This window comes from Faecalimonas nexilis (assembly GCF_059731825.1).
Genome location: NZ_AP029189.1, coordinates 3,179,076 through 3,204,573, shown reverse-complemented (window position 1 = coordinate 3,204,573; position 25,498 = coordinate 3,179,076). Strand labels below are relative to the sequence as shown.

The window sequence follows — 25,498 nt, the reverse complement described above, 5'->3', positions numbered from 1 at the left end:
ACGAGGGATGCATGTGAGAAAATTAGCATCAGTTATGTTATGTGTCTGCCTGCTTATGTTATGTCAGGGCTGTTCTGTAAAGAAGATGAATACGGAAAAAATCAGAGATGTAGAGATCACTGTACTGGAAGAAGAAAAAATTCCGGAGGAGTTTCTGACACAGATTGAAGAAAAAAAGTCCGGACCGTTTAAGATTACGTATGCGGACAAAGATGCACTCTATATTGCACGGGGGTATGGAGAACAGAAGACGAGCGGTTACAGCATTGAGGTGAAAGAATGTTATGAGACAGAGAATGCCATTTATATACATACGAATCTGATCGGACCGTCAAAGGAAGAAAAAATTGTGGAGGCAAAGACATTTCCGTATGTGGCAGTGAAAATGCAATTTATCGACAAAAATGTGGTGTTTGAGTAAAGGAGAGAGGCAATGGAATTAGTAAAAAAACAAATTCATGCAAATCAGGTCGGCAAAAAAATGGTGGATCAATTTCTGGTAGACGATGATTTTAATGTGCCGGATACAAAAAATGATGTGCAGCGAGTCGTTGCGGGAGAGGGCACGGTGAAAATCGAGGATGTAAGACCGGTGGAAAATTACGTCAGAGTTACGGGAAAACTGTATTTTCAGATACTGTATGTGACAGAAGGAGCAGAACCGTCACTGACATCCATGGAAGGAAAAATTCCGTTTGAGGAGATGGTGTATGCGGATGAGGGGACAGACGGAGAATTTGTTGTTCAAAATACAAGGGTAGATTTTACTGCAACAATGATTCATTCGAGAAAATTGAATATCAAAGCAATGATTGAGCTTTTAATCAGTCCTCAAATGCAGGTTGATGAGGACATTACAGTCGATGTGGAAAGTGAAATGCCACTTTATAAAAAGAAAAAAGCAATGGAACTTTTAACTCTTCATACGTCAAAGAAAGATACATACCGGATTAAAGAAGAACTGACGCTTCCGGGAACGAAAGAGACGATTGGGACAGTGCTTTGGACAGATATTTCGAACCGAAAACTAGATACGAAACTTGGGGCGGACGAATTGCTGCTTTCCGGAGAACTGCTGGCATTTTGTTTCTATGAATCGCCGGATGGGAAAATAGACTGGATTGGGCAGACGATCCCGTATGAGGGAAGAGTGGAGTGCTATGGAGTCGATGAAGCGATGTATCATCATCTGAACGCGAATCTGGAAGATATCAACGTGGATATCCGGATGGATGAAGACGGAGAGATGCGCACGCTTGGAATTGAGGGGACGTTAGAGTTAAAAATTGCCATTTATCAGGAAGAAAACATAGATTTTTTGGAAGATGTATATTCTTTGGAGCAACATTGCAGACTAGAGACAAAAGAAGCTTCCTATGAAGAGCTGCTGATGCAGAATCACTCGAAATGTAAGATAGCAGAGCAGCTGTCTTTGCCGGAGTTAAAAGATGATATTCTACAGATTTGTCATAGCAGCGGAAGGGTGCAGATTGACCGCACAGAGGTGACTGAGGAAGGGGTTCAGATTGACGGTGTACTCCATGTCAGCTTTTTATTTGTGAAGCCAGACGACGAAGTTCCATTCGACACGTGGCAGGGAATGGTTCCGTTTTCTTATTTAGTTGAGAGCAATGAATCGGAAATGGATATGCACTGCGACATTACAAGTGCACTGGAGCAGCTGAGTGTTTCTCTTATGGGAGGCGACAGTGTGGAGGTGAAAGCAGTGCTTGCGTTTCACAGTTTTTTGCGAAAATCAGTGAAGGCTGATGTCATCACGGATTTGAAAATGGAAAAAATTTCGATGGAAGAGCTGGAAAAGAGACCGGGGATTGTTGGTTATATTGTAAAAGAAGGAGATGACCTTTGGACACTCGCAAAACGTTATAGCACGACAAAAGAAGGCATTATGGAAGTGAACGAGATGACCGATGAAATGATAAAACCGGGAGACCGGATATTGATTTTCAAAGAAAATATGAGTATACTATAGGTATTATGTATACAAAAAACACTGTCCCGGTGGAAACTCTGCCGGGATGGGAAGTGAGATGTGAAAGGAGAACGTGATGGGGAATATACAACAGCTAAAAGCTCTTGCAAAAATCAATCTGGGGCTGGATGTACTTGGAAGAAGAGAGAATGGGTATCATGATGTCCGCATGGTGATGCAGACAATTTATCTGTATGATAATATTACGATACAACGAACAGAGACACCGGGAATTACGCTGGAATCCAACTTGTATTTTCTGCCGAATGATGAGGGGAATATTGCATATAAAGCGGCAAAGATGCTGATGGACGAGTTTGAGATCCGGGATGGTGTCCATATTACATTGGACAAGCATATCCCGGTGGCAGCAGGACTTGCAGGGGGGAGCTCGAACGCGGCGGCGGTTCTTGTCGGAATGAACCGTATGTTTTCACTTGGACTCAGTGAAATGGATTTGATGGAACGAGGTGTAAAATTAGGGGCAGATGTTCCGTACTGTATTATGCGCGGAACGGTGCTTGCAGAAGGAATCGGAGAAGAACTCACACGACTTTCACCGCTGCCAAAGTGCTATATTTTGATCGCAAAGCCTGGAATCAGTGTGTCAACCCGCACGGTCTATGAGAAATTAGATGCACTTACGATCACAGATCATCCAGATATAGACGGTCTAATTACCGGACTTGAAAACCAGGATTTGAGAGCAGTCGCATCATCGATGGGGAATGTGCTCGAACAAGTTACGGTAGATGCCTATCCGGTGATCGACAGGATTAAAAACGTGATGAAGGAACAGGGGGCGCTTAACGCCATGATGAGCGGCAGCGGACCGACGGTGTTTGGAATTTTTGAAGACCGGCAGACAGCAAAGAAAGCGCAGAGGAAGATCAAAGAGCTGCAGATTGCAAAGCAGGTCTATTTGGCAAATGTACACAATACAAAAAGGAGATAAAAAGATGGATACAAATTTTGAAGTGAATATGAATGAATATTTACCGCTTCGCGATGTTGTATTTAATACACTGCGTCAGGCGATTTTGCGTGGAGAATTGAAACCGGGAGAGCGCCTGATGGAGATTCAGCTTGCAAACAAATTAGGGGTGAGCCGTACTCCGATTCGGGAGGCAATCCGAAAGCTGGAACTTGAGGGGCTTGTGCTGATGATTCCAAGAAAAGGGGCAGAGGTGGCGGATATTACCGAAAAGAGCCTGCGGGATGTTTTGGAAGTGAGAGAGGCGCTGGAAGAGCTGGCGGTAAGACTTGCGTGCGACAAGATCAAAGAAGAGGAGATTGAAGAATTAAAAAAAGCGGCGCAGGAATTTAAAGAGACATTGGACTGTGAGGATGTTACGAGATTTGCGGAAGCCGATGTGAAATTCCATGATATCATTTACCGGACAACAGACAACGAGAGACTGATTCAGCTTTTATATAATTTGAGAGAGCAGATGTACCGTTATCGTGTGGAATACTTAAAAAGAGAAGATGCGCATGAGACTCTTCTTGCAGAACATGAGAGAATTATCGAGACAATTGAAAAGCGTGACAAAGAAGAGGCGATGAAAGCGGTGAGCCGCCACATAGACAATCAAGTGGCAGCTGTGATTGATACGATTCGCACAAAAAAATAGAATATTTGTATAATCTCAGAAAAATATGTGAAAACTCCGATTATCAAACAGGAGGTACATATTTATGAGATGGATATATGAGAAAAAGAAGATGATTTGTGCAGCGGCAGCGATTGTGCTTGCAGTTCTTGTGACAGGAGTAACCGCAGAGAAGAAGGGAATGCTTGCACAGGCAAAGATTGCAAGTGTTCAAAAGAGGATGGCGAAAGAAGTATTTCGTTTCCATGTGCTTGCAAATAGCGACAGCGAGGAAGATCAAGAACTGAAGATGAAAGTAAAAGGAGAAATCATTGCATATATGAAAGAAGATCTGCCATATTCGGATGGTGTGGAGACGACGAAGGCGTGGGCGAGAACACATACGGATGAGATTGAAGAAGTGGCTGCACGGACCATTGAAGAAGCCGGATATGACTATCCGGTAAAGGCAAAGGTTACGACCTGCTATTTCCCGGATAAGACATACGGAGATGTGACATTCCCACAGGGGGAATATGAAGCACTCCGAATTGAGATCGGGGAGGCAAAAGGACAGAACTGGTGGTGTGTGCTTTACCCGAATCTCTGTTTTATCGATGCGGTAAATGCGGTTGTGCCGGAAGAGGGAAAAGAAGAATTGAAAGAAGTACTGGATGAAGAAGAATATGAGATGGTGACCGCCGGCACAAAATTCAAGATTAAATGGTTCTTCTTTCAATGATAGGCAAAGTTGTGATTGGAGGAATTCATGACTGAATTTTTAGTAAAACATTTTGTGAAGGATTATGAAAAGACAGAAAAGGTGTCTGTGCGTACTGGCTATGGAATTCTGGCGAGTATGGTAGGCATCTTTTGCAACGTTTTATTGTTTTTGATGAAGATAACAATTGGGATGATGATACATAGTATCTCTGTTATCGCAGATGCATTTAACAACTTATCTGATGCAGGTTCATCGATCATCAGCTTTATCGGAGTCAAGATTGCGAGTAAGCCGGCAGACAAGGAGCATCCGTTCGGACATGGAAGGATGGAGTATATTGCGGCTTTGGTTGTCGCGTTTTTGGTGTTGCAGGTTGGGTTTACTTTTTTTAAAGATGCAGTTGGAAAGATAAAACATCCACAGGAGATAGAATTTAATCTGGTATCTGTCATTGTTTTATTGTTGTCCATCGGGATTAAGCTTTGGCTTGGGATGTTCAATAAGAAGCTTGGAACGAGGATTCATTCAAATGTGATGCTTGCAACGGCAGCGGATGCGATGGGCGATGTGATCACAACATCTGCGACGGTTGTCTCATTGCTGGTATTTCAGTTTTCGGGCTGGAATATTGATGGGATTGTAGGAATCGGCGTGTCTCTTGTTGTTATGTGGGCAGGAGTAGGGATCGCAAAAGATACGTTGGAGCCATTGCTTGGTCAGGCAGTTCCAAAAGATGTGTATGAAGAGATAACAAAATTTGTGGAATCCCATGAAGGAATCCTTGGGACACATGATTTGATTGTACATAATTATGGTCCGGGAAGAAGTATGGCTTCGCTGCATGCCGAGGTGGCAAATGATGTGGATATCGAAGTCTCTCATGAGATCATCGACCGTATTGAGAGGGAAGCTACAAAAGAGCTTGGTGTGTTTTTGGTCATTCATATGGATCCGATTGAGATGAAAGACGAGCGTGTTTTATATGCAAAAAGGAAATTGGAAGAGGCGGTGAGAGCAATCGATCCGCAGGTGAGTATCCATGATTTTCGTATGGTGGATGGAGATGAGCAGGTGAATTTGATCTTTGATATGCTCGTTCCATTTCAGTATGATAAAGAAAAGCAAAAGGAAATCTGCAGGACACTTCGAAAAAAGGTAAGGGAGATTGACCAAAGATACCGTTGCGTCATTGTGACGGAGACAAGTTACATAGCGGAGGAAAAATAGATGTATAAGTTAGAAGGACAGATCAGATTCAGTGAGTGTGATACGAGCAAGAGAATAACGCTTCCGGGAATCATCAATTATTTTCAAGATTGCAGCAGCGCACAGTCTGAGCAGATCGGACATGGGATTGACTATCTGAAAGAGAAGAAGAAAGCCTGGATACTTTCCGCGTGGCAGATTATTGTGGAACGTTATCCGGAACTTGGAGAGGCGATTGAGGCTGGCACGTGGGCAACTGATTTTAAGGGACTGTATGCGACGAGGAATTTTTCGATGAAGACAAAATCAGGGGAAATGCTGGCATATGCCAATTCTATCTGGGTGTTCATGGACCTCGCTGCCGGAAGACCAACAAAACCGGGAAAGGAAGAGGTGGAAGCATATGGGATGGAATCGGCGCTTGAGATGGAATATGCTCCGAGAAAAATAAAACTGTCGGAAAAAGCGATTTTGGTTGACACGTTCCCGGTACGCAAGTATCATATTGATACAAACAATCATGTAAATAATTGCCAATATGTGCAGATGGCGATGGAAGTGCTGCGGGAAGACATGAGGATCAGACAGGTACGAGTAGAGTATAAAAAATCAGCGGTTTATGGAGATGTTATTTTGCCGAAGATTGCCGAAGAAACAAGCCGTACCGTGGTGGAACTTTGCGATATGGAGGAAAGACCATACGCTGTGGTAGAATTTGTAGGAGAGAAAAAATAAATGATGAGATTAGGGAAAAAACAAGTACTGACAATTGTAAAAAAAGTAGAGTTTGGAGTGTATCTGGGCAGTGACGAGGATCGTGTGCTTCTGCCAAAAAGACAGGTTCCGGAAGGGGTTGAGATAGGAGATCCTGTGGAAGTGTTTTTGTATAAGGATTCCGATGACAGACTGATAGCAACGACTCATGAGCCAAAGATAGAGTTAGGAGAACTGGCGGTGCTTGAAGTGGCAGATACAGGAAAATTTGGAGCATTTTTAGACTGGGGATTGGAAAAGGATCTGTTTTTGCCTTTCAAAGAGCAGACTGTAAAAGTGGCAAAGGGAGATCAATGTCTTGTGGCGCTTTATATTGATAAAAGTGAGCGTCTCTGCGCAACGATGAAAGTGTATGATATGTTGAAGAAAGATTCGCCGTATCAGAAGGATGATATGGTGGAAGGGATTATTTATGACACAAGTGATAACTTTGGATTGTTTGTCGCAGTCGATAATCAGTATTCCGCTTTGATTCCGAAAAAAGAGGTATATGGAAGACTTCGCATTGGACAGACAGTAAAAGCGAGAGTTACGGCGGTGAAGAAAGACGGAAAGCTGGATCTGAGTGTCAGAGATAAGATTCCGATGCAGATGGACAAAGATGCTGAGAGTGTTTTGAAAGAAATTGAACGGCGCGGTGGAAAACTGCCGTTTACAGATAAGGCAGACCCTGAAGTGATTAAGCAAGAATTTCAGATGAGTAAGAATGCATTTAAGCGTGCAGTAGGACGGCTTCTGAAAGAAGAGAAGATTGAGATTAAGGAACATGCAATTGTCATGTACAGAAAATAGGGGATAGCGTCTACGAAAGCTGGCGAAAGGAGTTGTGTATAATGAAGGTGCAAAATATTACGGACATAGATAAGTTTTTTGAAGTGGTGGACAGATGTTCCGGGAAAGTAGAATTGGTAACAGGTGAAGGAGATCGATTAAATTTGAAATCTAAGCTTTCACAGTACGTTTCAATCGCAAATATTTTCTCGAACAGTGAGATTCCGGAACTGGAGATTGTCGCTTATGAACCGGACGATATAGAACGATTGACAGAGTTTATGCTGAAAGGTGAATAAAAGATATTAAAAATGAGGATACGGCGAAGGCGGTATCCTTATTTGCGTTTTAAGATAAACTTTTTATATTGAGAGGGCGTTGTTCCAATGATGTTATAAAATAATTTTGAAAAGTGCTGTGAATCTTTCAGCCCAATCATTCCGGAAATTTCGGTAAAAGTAAGAGTAGTCGTATCCATCAACTCAATGGCACGGTTGATGCGGTATACATTGATATAATTTCCGAGAGAAATATTCATATATTGCGAAAATAACTTGCTGAGATATCGGGTAGAGATATTCAGCTCCTTTGCGATATCCGGAATTAGAATTTTATCCATATAATGATGTTCTATATAGTTCAGTGTAAATGAAATATAGTTCCCCTGTATTTTTTCTGGAAACTGCGCCTTTGATAATGTCTTATAGGACTGCATGATGAGCAGAACCAGCTGTAAAATATATAGATTGATGTTGGCAGATACCGTAGAATCCTGACTGGTGTTATATAATCGGATGATTGCGAGAATCAGCTCTTTTAGTTCTTTCGTTGTTTTTTGCTGATGAAATGGAGCGCAGCAAAAAATTAAGGAGTGCATCAAATTGACAGATGAGTCCTCTTCTAAGGTGATATGTGATAGAAATTCAGGGAAAAAGTGAATATGATAAAAGCTGCATTCATTTTCATCTGTTAAATAAAAAGAGTGCACGACATTTGGCGGAATCATAATAAAATCATCAGGTTTACATTCAATCGTGGTATTGCCAATTGTCATAACACAGGTACCGGATTTAATCAAATAGATTTCGACACTTGTATGAAGATGTTTTGAAAAGTGATAATGATTTTTCCGGTGTTGAATGGCAGCACCTGAAATTGAGTTTTTGCAAAGAGAAAAGTAAGTTGTGTCCCGATTCATATCTGTTGTCCTTTCAGAGGTCTGTAATTGAAATATTAAAATCGGCGGTCTAGATGACCGCCGAAAAAATTATATCCCTTTTTCACCTGAAAAATCAAGTGTTTTCAAAATATTTTGTGATTAGACCGTTTTGCGTTTTTTGAAAATTGCAACTGCTGCAATTCCGGAGAGGATGCATGCTACAGTTGTTGCACCAGCCATATCAGCATCGCCGGTTTTTACCGGTTTGTCTTTGCTGTTATTTTTATCTTTATCTTTATCTTTGTCTTTGTCTTTGTCAGGTGTTGTTGGTGTTACCGGTTTTGAAGTAAGTTTTGCAATTGTCTGTGTTTCGTGAGCATCACATGATTTACAAACTCTTTCTTTCAAACCTTCTGCATCTGTTGTTGGTTCTTTTGTTGTTTCCCAATCGCCCCAAGTATGTCCGGTAGCTTTGATTTCTCTTGTCTCTGTCTCGCCGCATTCGCAGGTTCTGCTTTCTTCACCAGGTGTTGTACAAGTAGGTTTTTTTGTTACCGTCCACTCACCCCATGTATGTGTGTGTTCTTCTGTTGCTTTTGTTGTGAATGTTACGTTTCCGGCATCTGATTTGTTGCCGGCTTCATCTAGTGCATATACAGAAAGTGTATATTCTGTTGCAGCTTTTAAATCAGCGACTGTGAAAGAAGTCTCTGTTGCATCAAATGTTGCAATTTCTTTGTCGCCATTCATCAACTGATATTCTACGATATCTTTATCAGCTTCAGCAGGTACCCAAGAGATTTTAGCAGTTGTATCTGTCACATCTGTTGCTGTCGCAGTTGGAGCGACAGGAGCAGTTGTATCGTTGTACACTCTTGTACCGGTTAAACGAATTTCAGCAGCTGTAGCGAAGTCTCTTACAGATTCTACAGCAAGAAGTTTGATGTATTTTGCTTTTACAGGTTCCTTAAATGTAACGGTTTTTACCTTTTTGTCTTGAGCCCATGAACCAGAAGCAGCTTCTTCCCATGTCTCATTATCGTTGCTTGTGTAGATGGTATATTTTGTAATTGTACCATTTGAAGCGCCGTCGCCACTTCCATCCTGACGTGGTGTGTACACATATCCGCTTACTTCATAGTCATTAGCAAGTTCGATTGTGACATAACGATCTTCAGGATTTGAACCATTCCAAGATGTATGCCAAATTGTTCCAAGATAATTGTCCAGAACATTTTTTACACCATTGTTATCCTGAGCAGTTTCTTCAGAACCAGCAGTTGCTGTCATGTCTGCTACCGGAATTTCATTTGTAACTTCACTTGTCACAGTAACTACTGTGTATGTTACAGATTCGCCGTTGCAAGATACTGTAAGTGTATCACCTTTTGCAAGTCTTACACCGCCTGTCAATGTGGAAGAACCACGTTTCAGTTCAACAGTAACACCGTCTTCTGTCATTAAGCTGTCTAATAAATCTTTTGCAGTCACTTTATCGACTGTGTCGATCGTGATTTCTTTCTTAGCCTGATCAATTGCAAATCTGTCAGATGATATTGTCAAGCTAACTGTTCCGGTCTCGTGAGCACCAATATCAGGAATACCGGATACTTTGTTGCCGAAGAAGTCTTTTTCTACTTTGTAGCCGTTGTTATCTACAATAATCTTACCTGCATTGATTGCCGGTGAGTTTTGAACTAATTTGTAACCGTCAAATACTGTCTCAGCAGATGGATCTTCGTGGCGTCTGGCCTGTTTATCATCTGCGACTGTGCTTGGACCTGAACCGGCATTTTCTGTAACCTTTGTTCCGGCATCTACTTTTACTGCGTTGGCATCCTCTGGATAAGTGCTTACATTATAGAATAAGTTGTTGCTGTATGTCTTGTTTCCGTTTGGATTCCAGTTTTCTACAGTTGCCGGAGTCTCACCTGCAAAGTAGAAGATATTGTTCTCAAGATTAATCGGTCCGGCATTGCCATGTGAAGTATGCCAAATATTGTTTAATCCTTCTTTGATATAGAATGTGTTGTTGTAAACCTGAGTATTTCCGGCATTTCCGGCAGGATCTAAAGGTCCCATATCTTCATTCTGGCTAATATTGTAGCGGAATGTGTTGTTTACTGACTGATAACCACAGAACATGATTGTACTTGCGGTGTTTCCGTGGCTGTAGTTGTACTGATAATTTGTGCCGTCGCCGTAGTCAGCATCCCAAGGTTGTCCGTCTCCGTTACCGTTTGAAGCGTTTAATGTACGGAAACATTCGTTGTATTGGAATACAGCATTTTTACATTTCCAAGGCCAGATACCGGCAGCAACGCGTCCTGCTCCAACACCCTGATATTGTCCGGTAGGTTCTCCGGTTACTTTATCTAAAACCGGCTGTGGTTTGGAGTAATCCGTTTTGTTGATCTGTTTGGAGCTATTTTCAGATACATTGTATTGAATCAACGGCTCATCAGCATACATAGTTGTGATTGCGTCACCACCTACATTATTTAAATAGTTGTTTTCAATAACGACGTTAGTAGCGCCGTATTTTTCCATCACTTCATCACTGAGTTCTGCTGTCTGGAATTTATCCCAGTTGTATGTATAACCAACAGCGATTCCCCAGCGGTTGACAGTGTCTAACTGACAATTTTTAATCTGTACATCATCGTATTTTGCGATACCTGTTTTGTTTTCATCGGTAGGCTTTTCCACGATAAAGTAGATACCACCGTTTGTCATGTGTTTGTTGTATACGTTTCCGTCAACATCGTGAATATATAAATCATCTAATACGATATGGTCTAATGTTCCTTTGTCTTTTGCGACTCCGGCAACACCGGTTCTGTCCATACAGTCCGCATCATTATAGGCTTTATCACCTTCAGGATCATTTTTTGTTCCACGATCATTTGTGATTTCAAGACCTTCGATCTCAATGTACTCAACATCTTTTAATAAGATAGAAGAGGACACCGTACCGTGCCATTTGTGGTTTGTGTTATCAAGGTGCTTTCCGTAATTTAACTCCCATAATCCTTGACCATTTGTGAGAATCTGTGGGCGGTTACCTTCTCCGTATGTAGAAACTTTAATAGGTGCTTCTGCACTTCCGCTTCCTTTTAGGTGAAGATACTGATCGTTAAAAACAGAACCTTTTTCCAAGAGAACCTGATCACCTGGCTTTAATGTAAGCTTGTTGATCTTCTCTAACGTTTTGAACGGTTTTGATTCAGAAGTTCCGTCGTTGCTGTCGTCTCCTTTGGAAGAACTTACATAATAAGTAGTTCCTTGAGTTGTCTCTTTTTCTGCATGCACTGTGTAGGCAGGCATCATCGTTGTGATAGTTGTGCTGGCAAGTGTGAGCGAAAGTGCTGCACTTATCCATTTCTTTTTCATAATAATATTACTCCTTCCTTACATGAAATTTATATATTCTTCAAGGTGAACTGGCTCATAGACTCCATATTCCCAGACACCTGTGAATTCTCAGCATTTTTTTCGATGATAGCGTCGTATTTTTCTTCGCGGAGTTCTCGTATGACTGCGACACGTGCAGTCTCCAAATCCGCTTTCTCGGCATTCTCACCAAAAATCCAATCCCGGCTATTATAGTGTTCAACAATTTCCTCCTCTGTCAGATCCATTCCTTCGCGTGTCTTATCATTACAATATTGTTCTTTGATGGAACTCATCTCATATTGAAGGTACAGATCATAAGAGTATTCTTTCAGACCATAGATAACATCATTTTTTGCAAGTTTCTCTTTACGGGTGTTGTTTTCCTGCTCCAACCGTTTTTTTAATCCTTCGTAGCTTCCGTCATCTACATACCCGTTTTCTACGGCGAGATCGTAGACGGCGTGGATATATTTTAAGGATTCTAAAGTGTTTTCAGCTAAAATCTCATATCCGTATTTTTTACCATACTTTTTCTTCCAAAAATCATCGTCGTAGTCTACATCATATTGTTGTTGAATTTGCATCTTTGTGTCATACATCACAGACTGCATACATGCAAGATATTCTTCAGAACTGATCTGATGAGTGCCAATTGTCAGCTGCAGTTGATTCTTTTTCTGAAATGCAATGACACAGAATGTGATCACGGCAATCAAAGAAACAATAGCAATTATTCCGATGAGAAAAAATATTTTTTTTCGTTTATTCATAAATTATGTCTCTCCTAAAATGATGAATCAAAATACTGTTAGTTGTTTTGTATAAATAGCAAAGCATGTTTTAAAGATATTATAACACTTTCACAAATAAAGTGCTTGTTAAAATGTATTCTCTTTTGTAGAAAATTTATATAATTCGGAACAAAATAAAATTTATGATTGATTTTAGAAAGATATTTGTCTCAATCTATAAAACTGTGTTATGATAAAAGACAGCTAAAGTGTAGAAAAAGAATCAAGAGGAAAAATAGTATGAGTTTTGCACATTTACACGTCCATACGGAATACAGTCTGTTGGACGGTTCCAATAAGATAAAAGAATATGTTGCCAGAGTCAAAGAACTTGGGATGAACAGTGCGGCGATCACAGACCACGGGGTGATGTTTGGCGTGATCGATTTCTATCGTGCTGCGAAAGCGGCCGGAATCAAGCCGATTTTGGGATGTGAGGTTTATGTGGCTCCGGGTTCCCGATTTGACAAAAGTTCGGGGGCAAGTGAAGACCGATATTATCATCTCGTGCTGCTTGCGGAGAATCAGAAAGGGTATGAGAATCTGACAAAAATTGTGTCGAGGGGATTTGTGGAAGGCTATTATTACAAGCCGCGTGTAGATATGGAACTTTTGGAAGAGTTCCATGAGGGAATTATCGCACTGAGCGCATGTCTTGCGGGAGAGGTGCAGAAGAATCTTCACAGAGGTATGTATGAGGAGGCGAAGGCGGCAGCGTTCCGCTACGAGAAGATTTTCGGGAAAGGGAATTTCTTTTTGGAACTTCAGGATCATGGTATGCAGGAACAGGCGAATGTTAATCAGCAGCTTTTGCGTCTGTCGCAGGACACAGGAATTGAACTGGTTGCGACAAACGACGTACATTATACCTATGCGGAAGATGAAAAGCCTCACGATATCCTGCTCTGTATTCAGACGGGAAAGAAACTTGCCGATGAAGACCGAATGCGCTATGAGGGCGGTCAGTATTATGTGAAATCAGAAGAGCAGATGAAAGCATTATTTCCATATGCTTTGCAGGCAATTGAGAACACGCAGAAGATTGCAGACCGCTGTCATGTGGAGATTGAATTTGGAGTGACAAAGCTTCCGAAATACGATGTACCGGATGGATACACGTCGTGGGAATATTTGAATAAGCTTTGTTATGAGGGATTAGAGAAAAACTATGAGAATCCAAAGAAGGAACTTCGAGAACGATTAGAGTATGAGCTGAATGTTATCAAGACGATGGGGTATGTAGATTATTTCCTGATCGTGTGGGATTTCATCAAATACGCAAGAGACCACGACATTATGGTGGGACCGGGGCGTGGTTCTGCGGCGGGAAGTATCGTATCTTACTGCCTTGGAATCACCAATATCGATCCGATCAAATATCAGCTTTTATTTGAGCGATTTCTGAATCCGGAGCGTGTGTCGATGCCTGATATCGATATTGACTTCTGTTTTGAGAGAAGGCAGGAGGTTATCGATTATGTTGTGCGCAAATACGGTTCTGACCGTGTGGTACAGATTGTCACATTCGGTACGATGGCGGCACGCGGTGTGATCCGTGACGTAGGACGAGTGATGAATCTGCCGTATGCGTTTGTGGACAGTATCTCGAAGATGATACCGACTGAGCTCAACATGACGCTGGATCGAGCTCTGACGATGAACAGCGAACTGCGCGATTTATATGAAAATGATGAGCAGGTAAAGAATCTGATCGATATGTCAAAGCGTCTGGAAGGACTGCCACGGCATACATCCATGCATGCCGCCGGTGTTGTGATCAGCCAGAAATCAGTGGATGAGTATGTCCCGCTGTCGCTTGGCTCAGACGGCTCTGTGACGACACAGTTTACGATGACCACGTTGGAAGAACTTGGACTTCTGAAGATGGATTTCCTTGGTCTGCGGACATTGACAGTTATTCAGAATGCAGTGCGTCTGGCAGAAAAAAGCACAGGTAAGACAATCGATATTGATCATATTGATTATGACGATAAGGCGGTACTGGATTCCATCGGAACAGGAAGGACAGATGGTATATTCCAGCTGGAAAGCGCAGGAATGAAAAGCTTTATGAAAGAATTAAAGCCGCAGAGTCTGGAGGATATTATTGCGGGAATTTCGTTGTATCGTCCGGGACCGATGGATTTTATCCCACAGTATATCAAAGGGAAAAATGATGTGAATGCGATCACCTATGATTGTCCACAACTGAAACCGATTCTGGAACCTACGTATGGATGTATTGTGTATCAGGAGCAGGTTATGCAGATTGTGCGGGATCTGGCTGGGTATACACTTGGACGAAGCGACTTGGTGCGCCGTGCGATGTCCAAGAAAAAGGGCGATGTGATGCAAAAAGAGCGCCAAAACTTTGTATATGGAAATGAGGCGGAAGGGGTTCCGGGATGTATTGCGAACGGAATCAGTGAACAGGTTGCAAATAAGATTTATGATGAGATGATTGATTTTGCAAAATATGCATTTAACAAGTCTCATGCGGCGGCCTATGCGGTTGTCGCTTATCAGACTGCATATCTGAAATATTACTATCCGGTAGAATTTATGGCGGCGCTTATGACGTCGGTTATTGACAATCCGGGAAAAGTGGCAGAATATATTTATTCCTGCCGGCAGATGGGAATAGAAATTCTTCCGCCGGACATCAATAAAGGAGAAGGAAAGTTCTCTGTGGACAATGGCAATATCCGCTATGGGCTTGCAGCAATCAAAAGTATTGGAAAGCCTGTGATCGAGGCAATCATCGCCGAGCGGGAGAAAAACGGTCTGTTTAAGAATCTGAAAGATTTTATTGAACGGCTCTCCGGCAAGGAAGTGAATAAGCGGACAATCGAAAGCTTTATCAAATCGGGGGCGTTTGACAGCCTTCATGGAACACGAAAGCAGTTCATGGTCATCTATGTGAAGATTTTAGATCAGGTGAATCAGGAGCGAAAATATTCGATGACCGGGCAGATGTCACTTTTTGATATTGTGGATGAGGAGCAGAAAAAAGAATTCGATATTCAACTTCCGAATGTGGGGGAATACGAAAAAGAGACGATGCTTGCATTCGAAAAAGAAGTGCTTGGAATCTATATCAGTGGACATCCGATGCAGGAATATGAAGAAAAATGGCGTAAAAATATCAGCGCCACGACAATGGATTTCCAGTATGATGAGGAGAGCGGGCATACCAAAGTACGTGAAGGCGCAAAAGAAATCATTGGAGGTATTATTACCAACAAGACGATCAAGCATACCAAGACGAATAAGACAATGGCATTTTTGACGATTGAGGACTTAGTCGGAACGGTGGAAGTGGTTGTATTTCCACGAGACTATGAGAAAAATCGGATGTATCTGGAGGAAGATTACAAAGTATTTGTAAAGGGAAGGGTGTCGGAGGAAGATGAAAGTGCAAGTAAACTGATCTGCGAGGCGATTATCCCGTTTGAAAATACGACATGTGAACTGTGGATTCAGTTTCCGGACAAGGAGACGTTTCTTGCGGAGGAAAAAAAGGTCTATGAGATGCTTCGGACATCAGAAGGAAATGACAGTGTTGTCATTTATTGCGCGAAAGAAAAAGCGATCAAAAGGCTTCCAGCAAACTGGAATATTCGTGTAGATAAAGAAATTCTCGGCAATATGACAAATTATTTTGGCGAAAAAAGAATAAAAGTAGTAGAAAAATACATTGAAAACATTTGAAAAATGGTATAGAATTGTATAAAAATGAAAACAATTCAAATAATACATACATGGAATGATGGAGGATTAACAATGAACGATACAATTCAGACAATCGGAATCTTAACAAGTGGCGGTGATGCACCGGGAATGAATGCTGCAATTCGTGCAGTTGTAAGAACAGCTTTAGGAAGAGGAATTCGTGTCAGAGGAATCAGACGTGGTTACCACGGATTATTACAGGAAGAGATCATCGATATGACAGCAAGAGACGTATCTGATATTATCCAAAGAGGTGGTACAATCCTGCAGACAGCAAGATGTAAAGAGATGCGCACAGAGGAAGGTCAGCAGAAAGCGGCAGCAATCTGTAAAAAATATGGAATTCAGGGTCTTGTTGTAATCGGTGGAGACGGTTCTTTCGCCGGAGCGCAGAAATTGTCAAATCTTGGAATCAACACAATCGGGATTCCGGGAACAATTGACTTGGATATTGCATGTACAGAATACACAATCGGTTTTGACACAGCTGTAAATACAGCGATGGAAGCAATCGATAAAGTACGTGACACATCAACTTCACATGAAAGATGCAGCGTGATCGAGGTTATGGGACGTGATGCAGGATATCTTGCATTATGGTGTGGTATTGCGAATGGAGCAGAACGCATCCTTATGCCGGAAGAACATGACTATGATGAAGAAAAGATTATCGCTGATATTATTGGAAACAGAAAACGTGGTAAACAACACTATATCATTATCAACGCAGAAGGTATTGGTGATTCCATGAATATGGCAAAGAGAATTGAAGAGGCAACAGGTATGGAGACAAGAGCGACAATTCTTGGACACATGCAGCGCGGAGGAAGCCCGACATGTAAAGACAGAGTATATGCATCTATCATGGGAGCAAAAGCTGTTGACTTATTGTTAGAAGGAAAGACAAACCGTGTCGTTGGTTATCAGCACGGCGAGTTTGTTGATTATGATATCAATGAAGCATTGCAGATGCACAAAGAGATTCCGGAATACGCATATCGAGTTTCTAAAGATCTTGCACTTTAATCAGAAAAATTTTCAAAAAGAACTTTTGGATTTCCAAAGGTTCTTTTTTTCCACTTGAAAAGAATGACAAGAGAGGGTAAAATGAAAAGATGATATAGTATAAAAGGAGAATATCGTTTTGAGTATAGATAATAAAAATGCAGCACCAGTAGGGGTATTTGATTCCGGAGTAGGTGGTCTTACTGTTGCAAGGGAAATCATGCGTCAGCTTCCGAATGAGAATCTGGTATATTTTGGGGATACCGCACGTGTGCCGTACGGAAGTAAATCGAGAGACAATATCATTCGCTATTCCAGACAGATTATCCATTTCCTGAAGACAAAAGGGGTGAAGGCGATCGTGATCGCATGCAATACGGCGAGTGCACTGGCTTTGGATGTCGTTCGAGAGGAAAGTGATATTCCAATTATCGGGGTGGTAGAGCCGGGAGCAAGAGCGGCGCTTCAGATTACACAGACGAAAAAGATCGGGGTGATCGGAACGGAAGCGACTGTGCAGAGTGCGATGTACGGAAAGATCATCAAAGGATTAGATCCGACTGTTTCCGTTATTGGGAAAGCCTGCCCATTGTTTGTACCTTTGGTGGAGGAAGGATTTGCAAAGCATAAGGTTACGGAAGAGATCATTGATTATTATCTCGCGTCGATGAAAGAGTCCGATATAGATTCTCTAATTCTTGGGTGCACCCATTATCCGCTCCTTCGTTCGAGAATCCGCGCGTATCTGGGAGATAAGATTCAGCTTGTGAATCCGGCCTATGAGACTGCGATGGATTTAAAATATATTTTGAAAGAAAGCGGTATGGAGAACGCCGGAAAAGAAGGGGAGCATGCGACATATTCCTTCTATGTAAGCGATGCTGCGGACAAGTTCAAACAATTTGCGAACTCAATTCTCCCATATGATATTGAGACGACACAACAGATTAATATAGAAGAATATTAGGTGATGAGATGACAAAAGATGTACTGATAAATATTTCAGGATTACAGGTAGACGTAAATGAGATGGAGAATAATGATGAACCAATTGAGACGATTAGTACTGGTAATTACTTCTTTAAAAATGGGAAACACTATCTCTTATTTGAGGAGGTATCAGAGGGTGTGCCGGGAGTTACGAAGACTCAGATCAAAATAAAAGGAGAAGATAGTCTTGAAGTGCTCAAACGAGGCGTTTCCAATGCACATATGATTTTTGATACAAAGCGAAAGAACCGCTCTTATTATGAGACACCGTATGGCCAGTTGAATCTTGGGATTTTTACAAGAAATATTAAGATTGATGAAAAGGAAGACAACATTAACATCAAGGTGGAGTATGCGTTGGATGTGAATTATGAACCACTTGCGGAATGCACGATACGAATCAATGTAAAACCGAAAGGGTCAAAAGAGTTTTCTATATACGAACAGATGAAATTTTAAAAGGAACTGCGCATGCAGTTCCTTTTAAATGCTATTTTTTAAATCTTGCAAAAAGTCCTTTTTTCTTTTTGACCGGAGTCTCAAGAGGACCTCTAAGTCCCTTTACACCTGTAATGTAGATTCCGCTTACAACGGCTCTTACTTCTTTTTTCACAGGGATAAGTGGAAATACTTTTTCGTCACACATTAAAGTCATTACTTTTGGACCGACCTTCGCTTTTACGACAGCAACTTTTGCTCTGCGAAGATACTTCGGTGTGTTATCGATTACAACAGCTGGAAAACCGGCTTCTTTTAGTTTCATACGCTTTTTGTCAATGACAAGCATAGTCACATTCTGTGCGGCTGCTTCGAGCTGCTGTTGCTGTTCTGCCTGTTTCTTCTCCGCTTTTTTTCCGAAGAAATACAATACGGCTAAAACAATAATCAGAACTACTAAAATAACGAGCAGTGTTATGGTAATTGGACTCACGACAAACCTCCCAATATGTAATTCTATGTAAATAATCCGCTTTTACACAAATAATATTGTATCATTGTTTGGAAAGAAGTGCAAGTGAAAGTGTAAAGAGCACAGGGAGAAAAACAGAGGATAATTACGATTTATAGTGAAAAATGTGTGAAAAATTTGTGAAATAGTAATAGAAAGTCTTTTCAACAAATGGCAAATGTGCTATCTTTAATAAGATACTGAAAACAAACAAATAGGAGAGAGTCATGAAAAAGAAAATTATAGCAGCATTGGTTGGAATATGCACAGTGGTAGTAATGACCGGATGTGGGAATAAAGGAATTTCTAACGACAAGATTACAATTAAACAATATAAAGGATTGGAAGTAGAAAAAGTGGATCCGGTAGAGGTTACGGACACAGATGTGGAAGACAGCATTAATTCTACGCTTCAGACAAAGAGTACACAGAATGATATTACAGACCGCCCGGCACAGGAGGGTGACGTGGTTACTATCGATTATGAAGGAAAGAAAGACGGCGTTGCATTCGATGGAGGAACAGCACAGGATCAACAGCTTGAGCTTGGTTCAGGATCATTTATTGACGGGTTTGAAGATGGCATTGTCGGACACAATATCGGAGAGACATTTGATCTGAATCTGACATTCCCAGAGGATTATAAAAGTGAAGACTTGGCTGGACAGGCAGTTGTATTTACCGTTACATTGGACAAGATTTCAGAAGTGATTGTTCCGGAGTTGACAGATGAATTGGTAGCAGAGCTTTCTGAATCCGCAAAGACAATTGAAGATTACAAAAAAGAAGTAAAAGAAGATTTGGAGACTTCCAATAAGCAGGCAGCAGAGTCTGAGCAACAGCAGAACGTATGGGATGCTTTGATGGAACAGTGTACAGTTGAAAAATATCCAAAAGACAAAAAGCAGGAGACAATCGATAATATTACAACACAGTACGGTTCGATTGCTTCTATGTATGGAATGGATGATGTTGATACATTCTTAGAGCAGGCATTTGGTGTTACTTCTGAGGTGATGGCAGAGAACATTATCAAACAGGAATATGCAGTGGATTTGATTGCAGAGAAAGAAAATTTAAAAGTTTCTGATGAAGAGTACAAAAAAGGTTTGGAAGAATACGCAACACAGTATGGTTATACAGATTCCGCAGAGCTTGAAGATGCTGTTGGAAAGAAAGAAGTGAAACGAGCACTGTTACAGGATAAAGTGACAGACTGGCTTGTAGACAATTGTAAATTAGTAGAAAAAGATTCAAAAGATTCTTAAAAAATGAAGGGATTGTGGAGACACAATTCCTTTTGATTTTCGCCATTTTCTTGAGTAACTGATGGATATCAGTTAAAATAAAGTTTAGAAAGTGACAACATAAATCCACTTGGCGAGGTAGACGTCTGGGATAACTTGATGCGTATCAAAAATCATCAGGTGGCAACAAAACTTTTTATGACAAAATGAGAAAACCTTGTAGATATGAAAGGGAGATTAAAAATGAATTTGAAAAAAATACATCATGTTGCAATTATTGTTTCGGATTATAAAAAATCAAGAGAATTTTATGTAGAAAAGTTAGGATTTCGAGTTATAAGAGAAAATTATCGACCGGAGCGGGAAGATTATAAATTGGATCTAGAGTTAGATGGATGTGAACTTGAGATTTTTTCAGGGAAAGGGAATCCGCCTCGTGTCAATTATCCGGAGGCATGTGGTCTTAGGCATCTTGCATTTTATGTGGAAGATATGGAAAAAGTCATTGAAGAACTTCACGAGAAAGGAATTGAAACAGAACCAATTCGAGAAGATCCTTTTACAGAAAAAAGAATGACATTTTTCCATGATCCAGACGGTTTGCCACTTGAATTACATGAATAATTAAAATGACTTTTAGTGAATCAAGAGTGTTCGGTTAAAAAATTTACTTGAACAAAGAGAGGTGCAGAAGCCGGAAGGCTGAAATATCAAGACATACCAAAAGAATCCTTTGCATACACTGTAACAACAGTAATTGCAGGGGAAGTATATGAAAGATTATATCGAGGAGCGAGCAGTAGAAATCGCATATTATATTATTGAGAACCAGGCGACAGTGCGGCAGACCGCAAAAAAATTTGGAGTAAGTAAGAGCACCATACATATAGATGTAACAAAATAGGCGGTTGTGTGAAGATTTTGTATGTGGTGAGGTGAAGATAGGAAAATAGGGGAGAGAAAGGTCGCAGAAATGCGGTCTTTTTCTTTTTGGTGATTTTATTGTGCTATGGGTGGAAATCGGTTAAAATAGACTATAGAAAGCAGGTGGAAGAATCATGGCTAAAACTTTTTTGTGGATAGAGGATCGGAAAGGAAAAGCAAGCTATACATTTTGGGAAAATCTCATGAAACAACTTTGTCCGGATGTAATAATTGAAAGTAAAAAGAATAATAGTGAGTTAGTGAAAGCAGTAAAGTCATTACAGGATGTAGAGAATAAATATATAATTGTTTTTGATAATTCTTTTGATAATCTACAGGTTGTAATGGAACAGAAGCGTTTGAAGAAATACGCGAAAGAATGTTTGGCTGTTAGATATCATTTGCTTCGAGTATATTCTCTTAGAATTTACAGAATTAATTGAATGGATTTATGCTTCGGAAGATGATTTTTTGAAAAAAAGAGCCGGGATGATTGAGGCAAGACATAAGCTGGTAGAAACCTTGCAGGATGATGATTTTGACTATAAAGGGATTCGTGAAATTGTGGAATATGATAAAAATATTGAAGAACATAACATTGAGCAATTATCAGCGAAGTTACTATTCGATTTGACAAGAAATACCGGGTTTGAAGTATCAAAAGGAACGCTTGGAGAACGTTGGATAAAGTCATGTTGTGAATGGGGAAATCGGCAGGAAGACGATATTTGCGGATTGGATCATAACAGACTGGCTGTGTTTGATAAAATGAAACGGATCTATGATGGAAGTTCATTGAAGTTACAGTTTCCGAAAGTTGGATTGGAGGTAGTGGCATGATAACGATTTTTAAAAACAAGAAGGATATACCCCTGAATAAAGAATATATAGAACTGAATGATATATTTTTTAATCAAAATACGGCAACGAGACTGGATGATAAGGCGGCAAAGTATATTCAACTGATAGATGCTTCGGAACTTATCAGCAAATATAAAATTCGATCACGTTTTGAAGATATTACGTTGAATACCGACCAGCTTTCGACAGGATGTAAAACTGTATTGAATGTATTGTATTTTCCGGACAAGGTGTTTTGTTTAAAAGAATGTGGAAATAATGCTTTGGAAATATTATATGGTTTCGAAGAGGGATATGTATATAGTGAATATGCAATGATTCCTTTTAATATGGAACGTGTGAAGGTTCGGACTGGTAGAGAATGTAAAGTGATCGAGGATTACGAAGAACTAAAGGAGTGGTGGGAAAATGAAGAGTAAACCGGTTGTAATGGAACATTTTTCAACAGTGCATACATCGTTTGTGGTGGACTTTACATTTACCAATAATATAACAATCTTAATGGGAGATTCAGGAACAGGAAAGACAGCAACATTTTCATTTATCAGAGAATGTATGGCAGTTAATCCTCAAATTTTGTGTTTGGATAATTATGATTATCAGAAAGATATAAAAGAAATAATCCGCCAGACAGAGGGGAAACTGGTTGTCATTGATAATGCAGATATTTTATTAGATGACGATACAAGGAAACATATTTCGTTAGATGATAAAAATCAGTATCTGATTATCGGAAGAAATCCTAAGAATCTGTTCGCAACGAAAGAAAATCTATTTGAATTGGCAAGTGAAAAGGTCGGAGAGCAGACGGTGTTTACGATAGAGCCGTATATATAACTCGAACAGCAGATAGGAAGGAATGACTGGAGGATAAAGCAAATGAAATCATGGAAAGATTTGTTTCGCACACATATATTGGAACGTGGACTAAATTATTATGAAGAAGGTTATGTTACTTCTTTGGAACAGAATTTGACAGGATATACAGCAGTAGTAGTAGGAACAGAAAATTATGATGTAGAGATAGAGATTCTGGATAATCGAGTTTATGATATGACATGTACATGCCCATATGCAGCAGAGGGAAATTATTGCAAACATATGGCGGCGGTTTTGTATGAGATAGAAGAAGGAGAACCAGATACAAAAATACCGGGAAATTATCTTCAAAAGGTTCAGGAACAAAATAAAGAATTGCAAGAGATTATTGCCGGAATTCCAATAGATGAATTACAGGAAATCGTATTTTCTCAGGCAAATTCGGATGAGTTTCTATATAATAGGATCATGACAAAGTATGCGCCGATAACACCGTGTCATATGATCAGATTGAAACAACAGGTAAATGATATCGGCTATCATTATTCTGACAGAGGCGGGTTTGTAGATTATTATCATGCAACGGATTATACAGATGCATTGAATACGCTTTTAGATGAAAATGTTCCGCTGTTATTGGAGAAAAATTATAGAATGGAAGCATTTGAATTAGTAAATTGTATCTTTTATGAGATTGGGAATCGAGATATAGATGATTCAGATGGAGGCACATCATTTGTAGCGGATAATTGTTACGAGTATTGGCAAACAATACTGCAAGAATGTAATGATAAAGAAAAAGAAAATATGTTTCAATGGTTTCAAGATCATCAGGAAAATTATGTAATTGATTATTTGGAAGATTATATTAGTGATTTTTTGCTGAATGAATTTCATGATGAAGAACTACTTCAGAAGAAACTTCATATGTTGGATGAAAAAATCGTTAAGTTTCAAAAAGAAAACTATAGTGGCGATTCGTATTCCGCATATTACGGTATGGTCAATAACATAATTACAAGGATATGTTTGATGGAAGAATTGAGTTATTCTAAGCAGGAAATAAAAGAATATCGGCAGAAATATAGGAATTTTTCTGAAATTCGGAAGATGGAAATACAGGAATATTTATCTGATAAAAAGTATGAAGAAGCCATTGCAGTATTGAAGGAAAGTAAAAAATTGGATGCGGACAAAGCCGGATTGGTAGCAGAATATAGTCAGCAATTAATTCAAATTTACGAAAAAAGAAATATGCAGAACGAATACGTGCAGGAACTGCAATATCAGGTGTTTGAATGTATGCAGCGTGATTTGGAATACATTGTCAAATTGAAAAAGCTGTGTAGTGAAACGGAATGGGAGGAGCAAAGAGAAAAATTTTTACAGGGGAAAACTTCTTATTGGATACGATATGAATTTTTAGTGGAAGAAGAATTATTTGAAAGATTGCTTCAGGAAATTCAAAAGAACCAGTCTGTTCATGTATTAGATCAATATGAAAAAGTATTGAAAAAGCATTTACCGAATGAAGTCAGGGATATGTATGTGCAATATGTGAAAAAGGAATCAACTCGAACATCAGATAGAAAGTCATATAAGTATTTAATATCCTACCTAAAAAAGATTACAAAATATCCGGATGGCAAAAAGATAGCACGTGATATTGCAGAGTGTTGGAAGCAAGATTACAAAAGAAGACCGGCTATGATGGATGAGCTTCGAAAAGCCGGATTTTGATGTGTGATAAATAAAGTGAAGGAAAATTGTTAAGGAAGATAGGTAGTATGGGGAATTGCAGAAGTGAGTGTATTTTCAGTAGTTGTAAAATAATAGGAGGGTTTGTATGAGCGAAAAGAAAAAGAAAATAGGTTTTACTGTTGCGTGTATAAATGAATTTGCACAACATTATAATCTCAGCATACAAGAAGCATTCCGTTACCTTTTTCAATTTAAAGGGATTGCGTTTATAAAAGAAAACTATGAAGTTGAACATACTTTAGATTTTGGAACAATAGTAGAAGACTTAGGAATATTGTGCCGAAAAAACGGAGGCGCGTTATGAGATTATATCACGGAAGTAATATTGTAATTGATAGTATAAATTTGGCAATGTGCAGACCATATAAGGATTTTGGAAAAGGGTTCTATTTGACAGACATAAAAGAGCAGGCAGAAAATATGGCTGTAAGGGTGTCAAAGATTTATGGTGGTTCTCCCGTTGTCAATACTTTTGAAATACAAGATGATTTCAGAAAAATAGAGGATATCAAGGTTAAGGATTTCGGTTTAGAAACAACGGAAGAATGGGCAAAATTTGTCATGAATAATAGAAATCGAACATTTACAAATGTGAAAGATATTTTGTGTAATAAGGACAATAAATATGACATTGTTATAGGACCTGTTGCGGATGATAATATGGCATTATTATTTCGTCAGTATGAAAATGAAATTATTGATTTTGAAACTTTATTGAGAGGAATGATATATAAGCAGACATCGTCGCAGTATTCTTTTCATACAGAAAAAAGTATAAAACTTTTGCGAAAGGTAGGAAACTAA

At 39.8% G+C, this 25,498-nt stretch carries 26 protein-coding genes and 1 pseudogene; 23 read left to right on the top strand and 4 right to left on the bottom strand.

Annotated elements, in window-relative coordinates:
* The first annotated feature begins 13 nt into the window (after positions 1 to 13).
* The 9 genes from AC6I5B_RS15945 to AC6I5B_RS15905 all read left to right on the top strand — a co-directional run bounded on the left by AC6I5B_RS15945 (position 14) and on the right by AC6I5B_RS15905 (position 7,359).
* Positions 14 to 421 carry a protease complex subunit PrcB family protein gene (locus tag AC6I5B_RS15945; protein ID WP_022250231.1) on the top strand — a complete coding sequence of 136 codons (408 nt, stop codon included), beginning with the start codon at positions 14 to 16 and terminating at the stop codon, positions 419 to 421.
* Positions 422 to 433: 12 nt separating this feature from the next.
* Positions 434 to 1,993 (top strand): DUF3794 and LysM peptidoglycan-binding domain-containing protein, encoded by a 1,560-nt coding sequence (locus AC6I5B_RS15940; protein WP_004613429.1) that lies wholly within the window; start codon positions 434 to 436, stop codon positions 1,991 to 1,993.
* Between the two features lie 76 nt (positions 1,994 to 2,069).
* Complete coding sequence (ispE, locus tag AC6I5B_RS15935) at positions 2,070 to 2,948, top strand: 4-(cytidine 5'-diphospho)-2-C-methyl-D-erythritol kinase (RefSeq protein WP_071144495.1); 879 nt, start codon at positions 2,070 to 2,072, stop codon at positions 2,946 to 2,948.
* Between the two features lie 4 nt (positions 2,949 to 2,952).
* On the top strand, positions 2,953 to 3,627 hold the full coding sequence (locus tag AC6I5B_RS15930; protein WP_022250230.1) for a GntR family transcriptional regulator: 675 nt from the start codon (positions 2,953 to 2,955) through the stop codon (positions 3,625 to 3,627).
* Positions 3,628 to 3,691: 64 nt separating this feature from the next.
* Positions 3,692 to 4,327: a stage II sporulation protein R gene (gene spoIIR / locus AC6I5B_RS15925; protein WP_004613432.1), complete on the top strand. Its 636-nt coding sequence runs from the start codon at positions 3,692 to 3,694 to the stop codon at positions 4,325 to 4,327.
* 27 nt (positions 4,328 to 4,354) lie between these two features.
* Positions 4,355 to 5,536 carry a cation diffusion facilitator family transporter gene (locus AC6I5B_RS15920; protein ID WP_004613433.1) on the top strand — a complete coding sequence of 394 codons (1,182 nt, stop codon included), beginning with the start codon at positions 4,355 to 4,357 and terminating at the stop codon, positions 5,534 to 5,536.
* On the top strand, positions 5,537 to 6,250 hold the full coding sequence (locus AC6I5B_RS15915; RefSeq protein ID WP_071144494.1) for an acyl-[acyl-carrier-protein] thioesterase: 714 nt from the start codon (positions 5,537 to 5,539) through the stop codon (positions 6,248 to 6,250).
* Positions 6,251 to 6,253: 3 nt separating this feature from the next.
* Complete coding sequence (locus AC6I5B_RS15910; protein ID WP_044987575.1) at positions 6,254 to 7,081, top strand: CvfB family protein; 828 nt, start codon at positions 6,254 to 6,256, stop codon at positions 7,079 to 7,081.
* Between the two features lie 41 nt (positions 7,082 to 7,122).
* On the top strand, positions 7,123 to 7,359 hold the full coding sequence (locus AC6I5B_RS15905) for a hypothetical protein (RefSeq protein ID WP_004613436.1): 237 nt from the start codon (positions 7,123 to 7,125) through the stop codon (positions 7,357 to 7,359).
* Between the two features lie 38 nt (positions 7,360 to 7,397).
* Here the strand turns inward: AC6I5B_RS15905 and AC6I5B_RS15900 are convergent, their stop codons facing one another.
* The 3 genes from AC6I5B_RS15900 to AC6I5B_RS15890 form a co-directional block, all read right to left on the bottom strand.
* Positions 7,398 to 8,258: an AraC family transcriptional regulator gene (locus AC6I5B_RS15900; RefSeq protein ID WP_022250228.1), complete on the bottom strand. Its 861-nt coding sequence runs from the start codon at positions 8,256 to 8,258 to the stop codon at positions 7,398 to 7,400.
* Between the two features lie 120 nt (positions 8,259 to 8,378).
* Complete coding sequence (locus tag AC6I5B_RS15895) at positions 8,379 to 11,612, bottom strand: discoidin domain-containing protein (RefSeq protein ID WP_497773447.1); 3,234 nt, start codon at positions 11,610 to 11,612, stop codon at positions 8,379 to 8,381.
* Positions 11,613 to 11,641: 29 nt separating this feature from the next.
* Positions 11,642 to 12,385, bottom strand: a complete 744-nt coding sequence (locus AC6I5B_RS15890; protein WP_004613440.1) for a hypothetical protein — start codon at positions 12,383 to 12,385, stop codon at positions 11,642 to 11,644.
* Positions 12,386 to 12,646: 261 nt separating this feature from the next.
* Here AC6I5B_RS15890 and AC6I5B_RS15885 point away from each other — a divergent pair, with 261 nt between their 5' ends.
* The 4 genes from AC6I5B_RS15885 to AC6I5B_RS15870 all read left to right on the top strand — a co-directional run bounded on the left by AC6I5B_RS15885 (position 12,647) and on the right by AC6I5B_RS15870 (position 18,592).
* Entirely contained in the window at positions 12,647 to 16,117 is a 3,471-nt protein-coding gene (locus tag AC6I5B_RS15885; protein WP_004613441.1) for a DNA polymerase III subunit alpha, read from the top strand.
* Between the two features lie 72 nt (positions 16,118 to 16,189).
* Entirely contained in the window at positions 16,190 to 17,164 is a 975-nt protein-coding gene (pfkA, locus tag AC6I5B_RS15880) for a 6-phosphofructokinase (protein ID WP_022250226.1), read from the top strand.
* 118 nt (positions 17,165 to 17,282) lie between these two features.
* Positions 17,283 to 18,110: a glutamate racemase gene (gene murI / locus AC6I5B_RS15875; protein WP_004613443.1), complete on the top strand. Its 828-nt coding sequence runs from the start codon at positions 17,283 to 17,285 to the stop codon at positions 18,108 to 18,110.
* An 8-nt stretch (positions 18,111 to 18,118) separates the two neighbouring features.
* Positions 18,119 to 18,592: a YwiB family protein gene (locus AC6I5B_RS15870; protein WP_004613444.1), complete on the top strand. Its 474-nt coding sequence runs from the start codon at positions 18,119 to 18,121 to the stop codon at positions 18,590 to 18,592.
* A 31-nt stretch (positions 18,593 to 18,623) separates the two neighbouring features.
* Here AC6I5B_RS15870 and AC6I5B_RS15865 read toward each other — a convergent pair whose 3' ends face one another.
* Positions 18,624 to 19,064: a hypothetical protein gene (locus tag AC6I5B_RS15865; protein WP_004613445.1), complete on the bottom strand. Its 441-nt coding sequence runs from the start codon at positions 19,062 to 19,064 to the stop codon at positions 18,624 to 18,626.
* A 245-nt stretch (positions 19,065 to 19,309) separates the two neighbouring features.
* On the opposite strand from AC6I5B_RS15865, the gene tig reads away from it, so the two are divergent.
* From tig to AC6I5B_RS15815, 10 genes and pseudogenes are all read left to right on the top strand, one after another.
* Positions 19,310 to 20,350 carry a trigger factor gene (tig, locus tag AC6I5B_RS15860; protein ID WP_004613446.1) on the top strand — a complete coding sequence of 347 codons (1,041 nt, stop codon included), beginning with the start codon at positions 19,310 to 19,312 and terminating at the stop codon, positions 20,348 to 20,350.
* 222 nt (positions 20,351 to 20,572) lie between these two features.
* Positions 20,573 to 20,953, top strand: a complete 381-nt coding sequence (gene gloA2 / locus AC6I5B_RS15855) for an SMU1112c/YaeR family gloxylase I-like metalloprotein (RefSeq protein WP_044987542.1) — start codon at positions 20,573 to 20,575, stop codon at positions 20,951 to 20,953.
* A 148-nt stretch (positions 20,954 to 21,101) separates the two neighbouring features.
* Positions 21,102 to 21,230 (top strand): annotated as a pseudogene (locus AC6I5B_RS15850) (sporulation transcriptional regulator SpoIIID); the annotation flags it as partial.
* A 157-nt stretch (positions 21,231 to 21,387) separates the two neighbouring features.
* The gene (locus AC6I5B_RS15845; RefSeq protein WP_412364169.1) at positions 21,388 to 21,696 is read left to right on the top strand and encodes a hypothetical protein; all 309 of its coding nucleotides are present in this window, start codon (positions 21,388 to 21,390) and stop codon (positions 21,694 to 21,696) included.
* A 28-nt stretch (positions 21,697 to 21,724) separates the two neighbouring features.
* Positions 21,725 to 22,093: a hypothetical protein gene (locus AC6I5B_RS15840; protein WP_412364168.1), complete on the top strand. Its 369-nt coding sequence runs from the start codon at positions 21,725 to 21,727 to the stop codon at positions 22,091 to 22,093.
* Positions 22,090 to 22,533 (top strand): DUF4869 domain-containing protein, encoded by a 444-nt coding sequence (locus AC6I5B_RS15835; protein ID WP_004613450.1) that lies wholly within the window; start codon positions 22,090 to 22,092, stop codon positions 22,531 to 22,533. Before AC6I5B_RS15840 ends, AC6I5B_RS15835 begins: the two co-directional genes overlap by 4 nt.
* A complete protein-coding gene (locus AC6I5B_RS15830) occupies positions 22,523 to 22,951 on the top strand; it encodes a hypothetical protein (RefSeq protein ID WP_022250213.1) in 429 nt (142 codons plus the stop codon). Before AC6I5B_RS15835 ends, AC6I5B_RS15830 begins: the two co-directional genes overlap by 11 nt.
* 42 nt (positions 22,952 to 22,993) lie before the next feature.
* The gene (locus tag AC6I5B_RS15825) at positions 22,994 to 24,673 is read left to right on the top strand and encodes an SWIM zinc finger family protein (RefSeq protein WP_235837175.1); all 1,680 of its coding nucleotides are present in this window, start codon (positions 22,994 to 22,996) and stop codon (positions 24,671 to 24,673) included.
* A 106-nt stretch (positions 24,674 to 24,779) separates the two neighbouring features.
* Positions 24,780 to 24,998 (top strand): DUF3791 domain-containing protein, encoded by a 219-nt coding sequence (locus AC6I5B_RS15820; RefSeq protein WP_004221472.1) that lies wholly within the window; start codon positions 24,780 to 24,782, stop codon positions 24,996 to 24,998.
* Complete coding sequence (locus AC6I5B_RS15815) at positions 24,995 to 25,498, top strand: DUF3990 domain-containing protein (protein WP_004613454.1); 504 nt, start codon at positions 24,995 to 24,997, stop codon at positions 25,496 to 25,498. Before AC6I5B_RS15820 ends, AC6I5B_RS15815 begins: the two co-directional genes overlap by 4 nt.

What these genes read in the sequence shown, in the direction of transcription:
- AC6I5B_RS15895 (WP_497773447.1), bottom strand. Translation starts at nt 11,612, where the DNA reads ATGAAAAAGAAATGGATAAGTGCAGCACTTTCGCTCACACTTGCCAGC.
- gloA2 (WP_044987542.1), top strand. Translation starts at nt 20,573, where the DNA reads ATGAATTTGAAAAAAATACATCATGTTGCAATTATTGTTTCGGATTAT.
- pfkA (WP_022250226.1), top strand. Translation starts at nt 16,190, where the DNA reads ATGAACGATACAATTCAGACAATCGGAATCTTAACAAGTGGCGGTGAT.
- spoIIR (WP_004613432.1), top strand. Translation starts at nt 3,692, where the DNA reads ATGAGATGGATATATGAGAAAAAGAAGATGATTTGTGCAGCGGCAGCG.
- AC6I5B_RS15845 (WP_412364169.1), top strand. Translation starts at nt 21,388, where the DNA reads ATGGCTAAAACTTTTTTGTGGATAGAGGATCGGAAAGGAAAAGCAAGC.
- AC6I5B_RS15900 (WP_022250228.1), bottom strand. Translation starts at nt 8,258, where the DNA reads ATGAATCGGGACACAACTTACTTTTCTCTTTGCAAAAACTCAATTTCA.
- AC6I5B_RS15940 (WP_004613429.1), top strand. Translation starts at nt 434, where the DNA reads ATGGAATTAGTAAAAAAACAAATTCATGCAAATCAGGTCGGCAAAAAA.
- AC6I5B_RS15825 (WP_235837175.1), top strand. Translation starts at nt 22,994, where the DNA reads ATGAAATCATGGAAAGATTTGTTTCGCACACATATATTGGAACGTGGA.
- AC6I5B_RS15835 (WP_004613450.1), top strand. Translation starts at nt 22,090, where the DNA reads ATGATAACGATTTTTAAAAACAAGAAGGATATACCCCTGAATAAAGAA.
- AC6I5B_RS15920 (WP_004613433.1), top strand. Translation starts at nt 4,355, where the DNA reads ATGACTGAATTTTTAGTAAAACATTTTGTGAAGGATTATGAAAAGACA.
- AC6I5B_RS15885 (WP_004613441.1), top strand. Translation starts at nt 12,647, where the DNA reads ATGAGTTTTGCACATTTACACGTCCATACGGAATACAGTCTGTTGGAC.
- AC6I5B_RS15930 (WP_022250230.1), top strand. Translation starts at nt 2,953, where the DNA reads ATGGATACAAATTTTGAAGTGAATATGAATGAATATTTACCGCTTCGC.
- AC6I5B_RS15815 (WP_004613454.1), top strand. Translation starts at nt 24,995, where the DNA reads ATGAGATTATATCACGGAAGTAATATTGTAATTGATAGTATAAATTTG.
- AC6I5B_RS15890 (WP_004613440.1), bottom strand. Translation starts at nt 12,385, where the DNA reads ATGAATAAACGAAAAAAAATATTTTTTCTCATCGGAATAATTGCTATT.
- tig (WP_004613446.1), top strand. Translation starts at nt 19,310, where the DNA reads ATGAAAAAGAAAATTATAGCAGCATTGGTTGGAATATGCACAGTGGTA.
- AC6I5B_RS15910 (WP_044987575.1), top strand. Translation starts at nt 6,254, where the DNA reads ATGAGATTAGGGAAAAAACAAGTACTGACAATTGTAAAAAAAGTAGAG.
- AC6I5B_RS15905 (WP_004613436.1), top strand. Translation starts at nt 7,123, where the DNA reads ATGAAGGTGCAAAATATTACGGACATAGATAAGTTTTTTGAAGTGGTG.
- AC6I5B_RS15820 (WP_004221472.1), top strand. Translation starts at nt 24,780, where the DNA reads ATGAGCGAAAAGAAAAAGAAAATAGGTTTTACTGTTGCGTGTATAAAT.
- AC6I5B_RS15830 (WP_022250213.1), top strand. Translation starts at nt 22,523, where the DNA reads ATGAAGAGTAAACCGGTTGTAATGGAACATTTTTCAACAGTGCATACA.
- AC6I5B_RS15915 (WP_071144494.1), top strand. Translation starts at nt 5,537, where the DNA reads ATGTATAAGTTAGAAGGACAGATCAGATTCAGTGAGTGTGATACGAGC.
- AC6I5B_RS15870 (WP_004613444.1), top strand. Translation starts at nt 18,119, where the DNA reads ATGACAAAAGATGTACTGATAAATATTTCAGGATTACAGGTAGACGTA.
- ispE (WP_071144495.1), top strand. Translation starts at nt 2,070, where the DNA reads ATGGGGAATATACAACAGCTAAAAGCTCTTGCAAAAATCAATCTGGGG.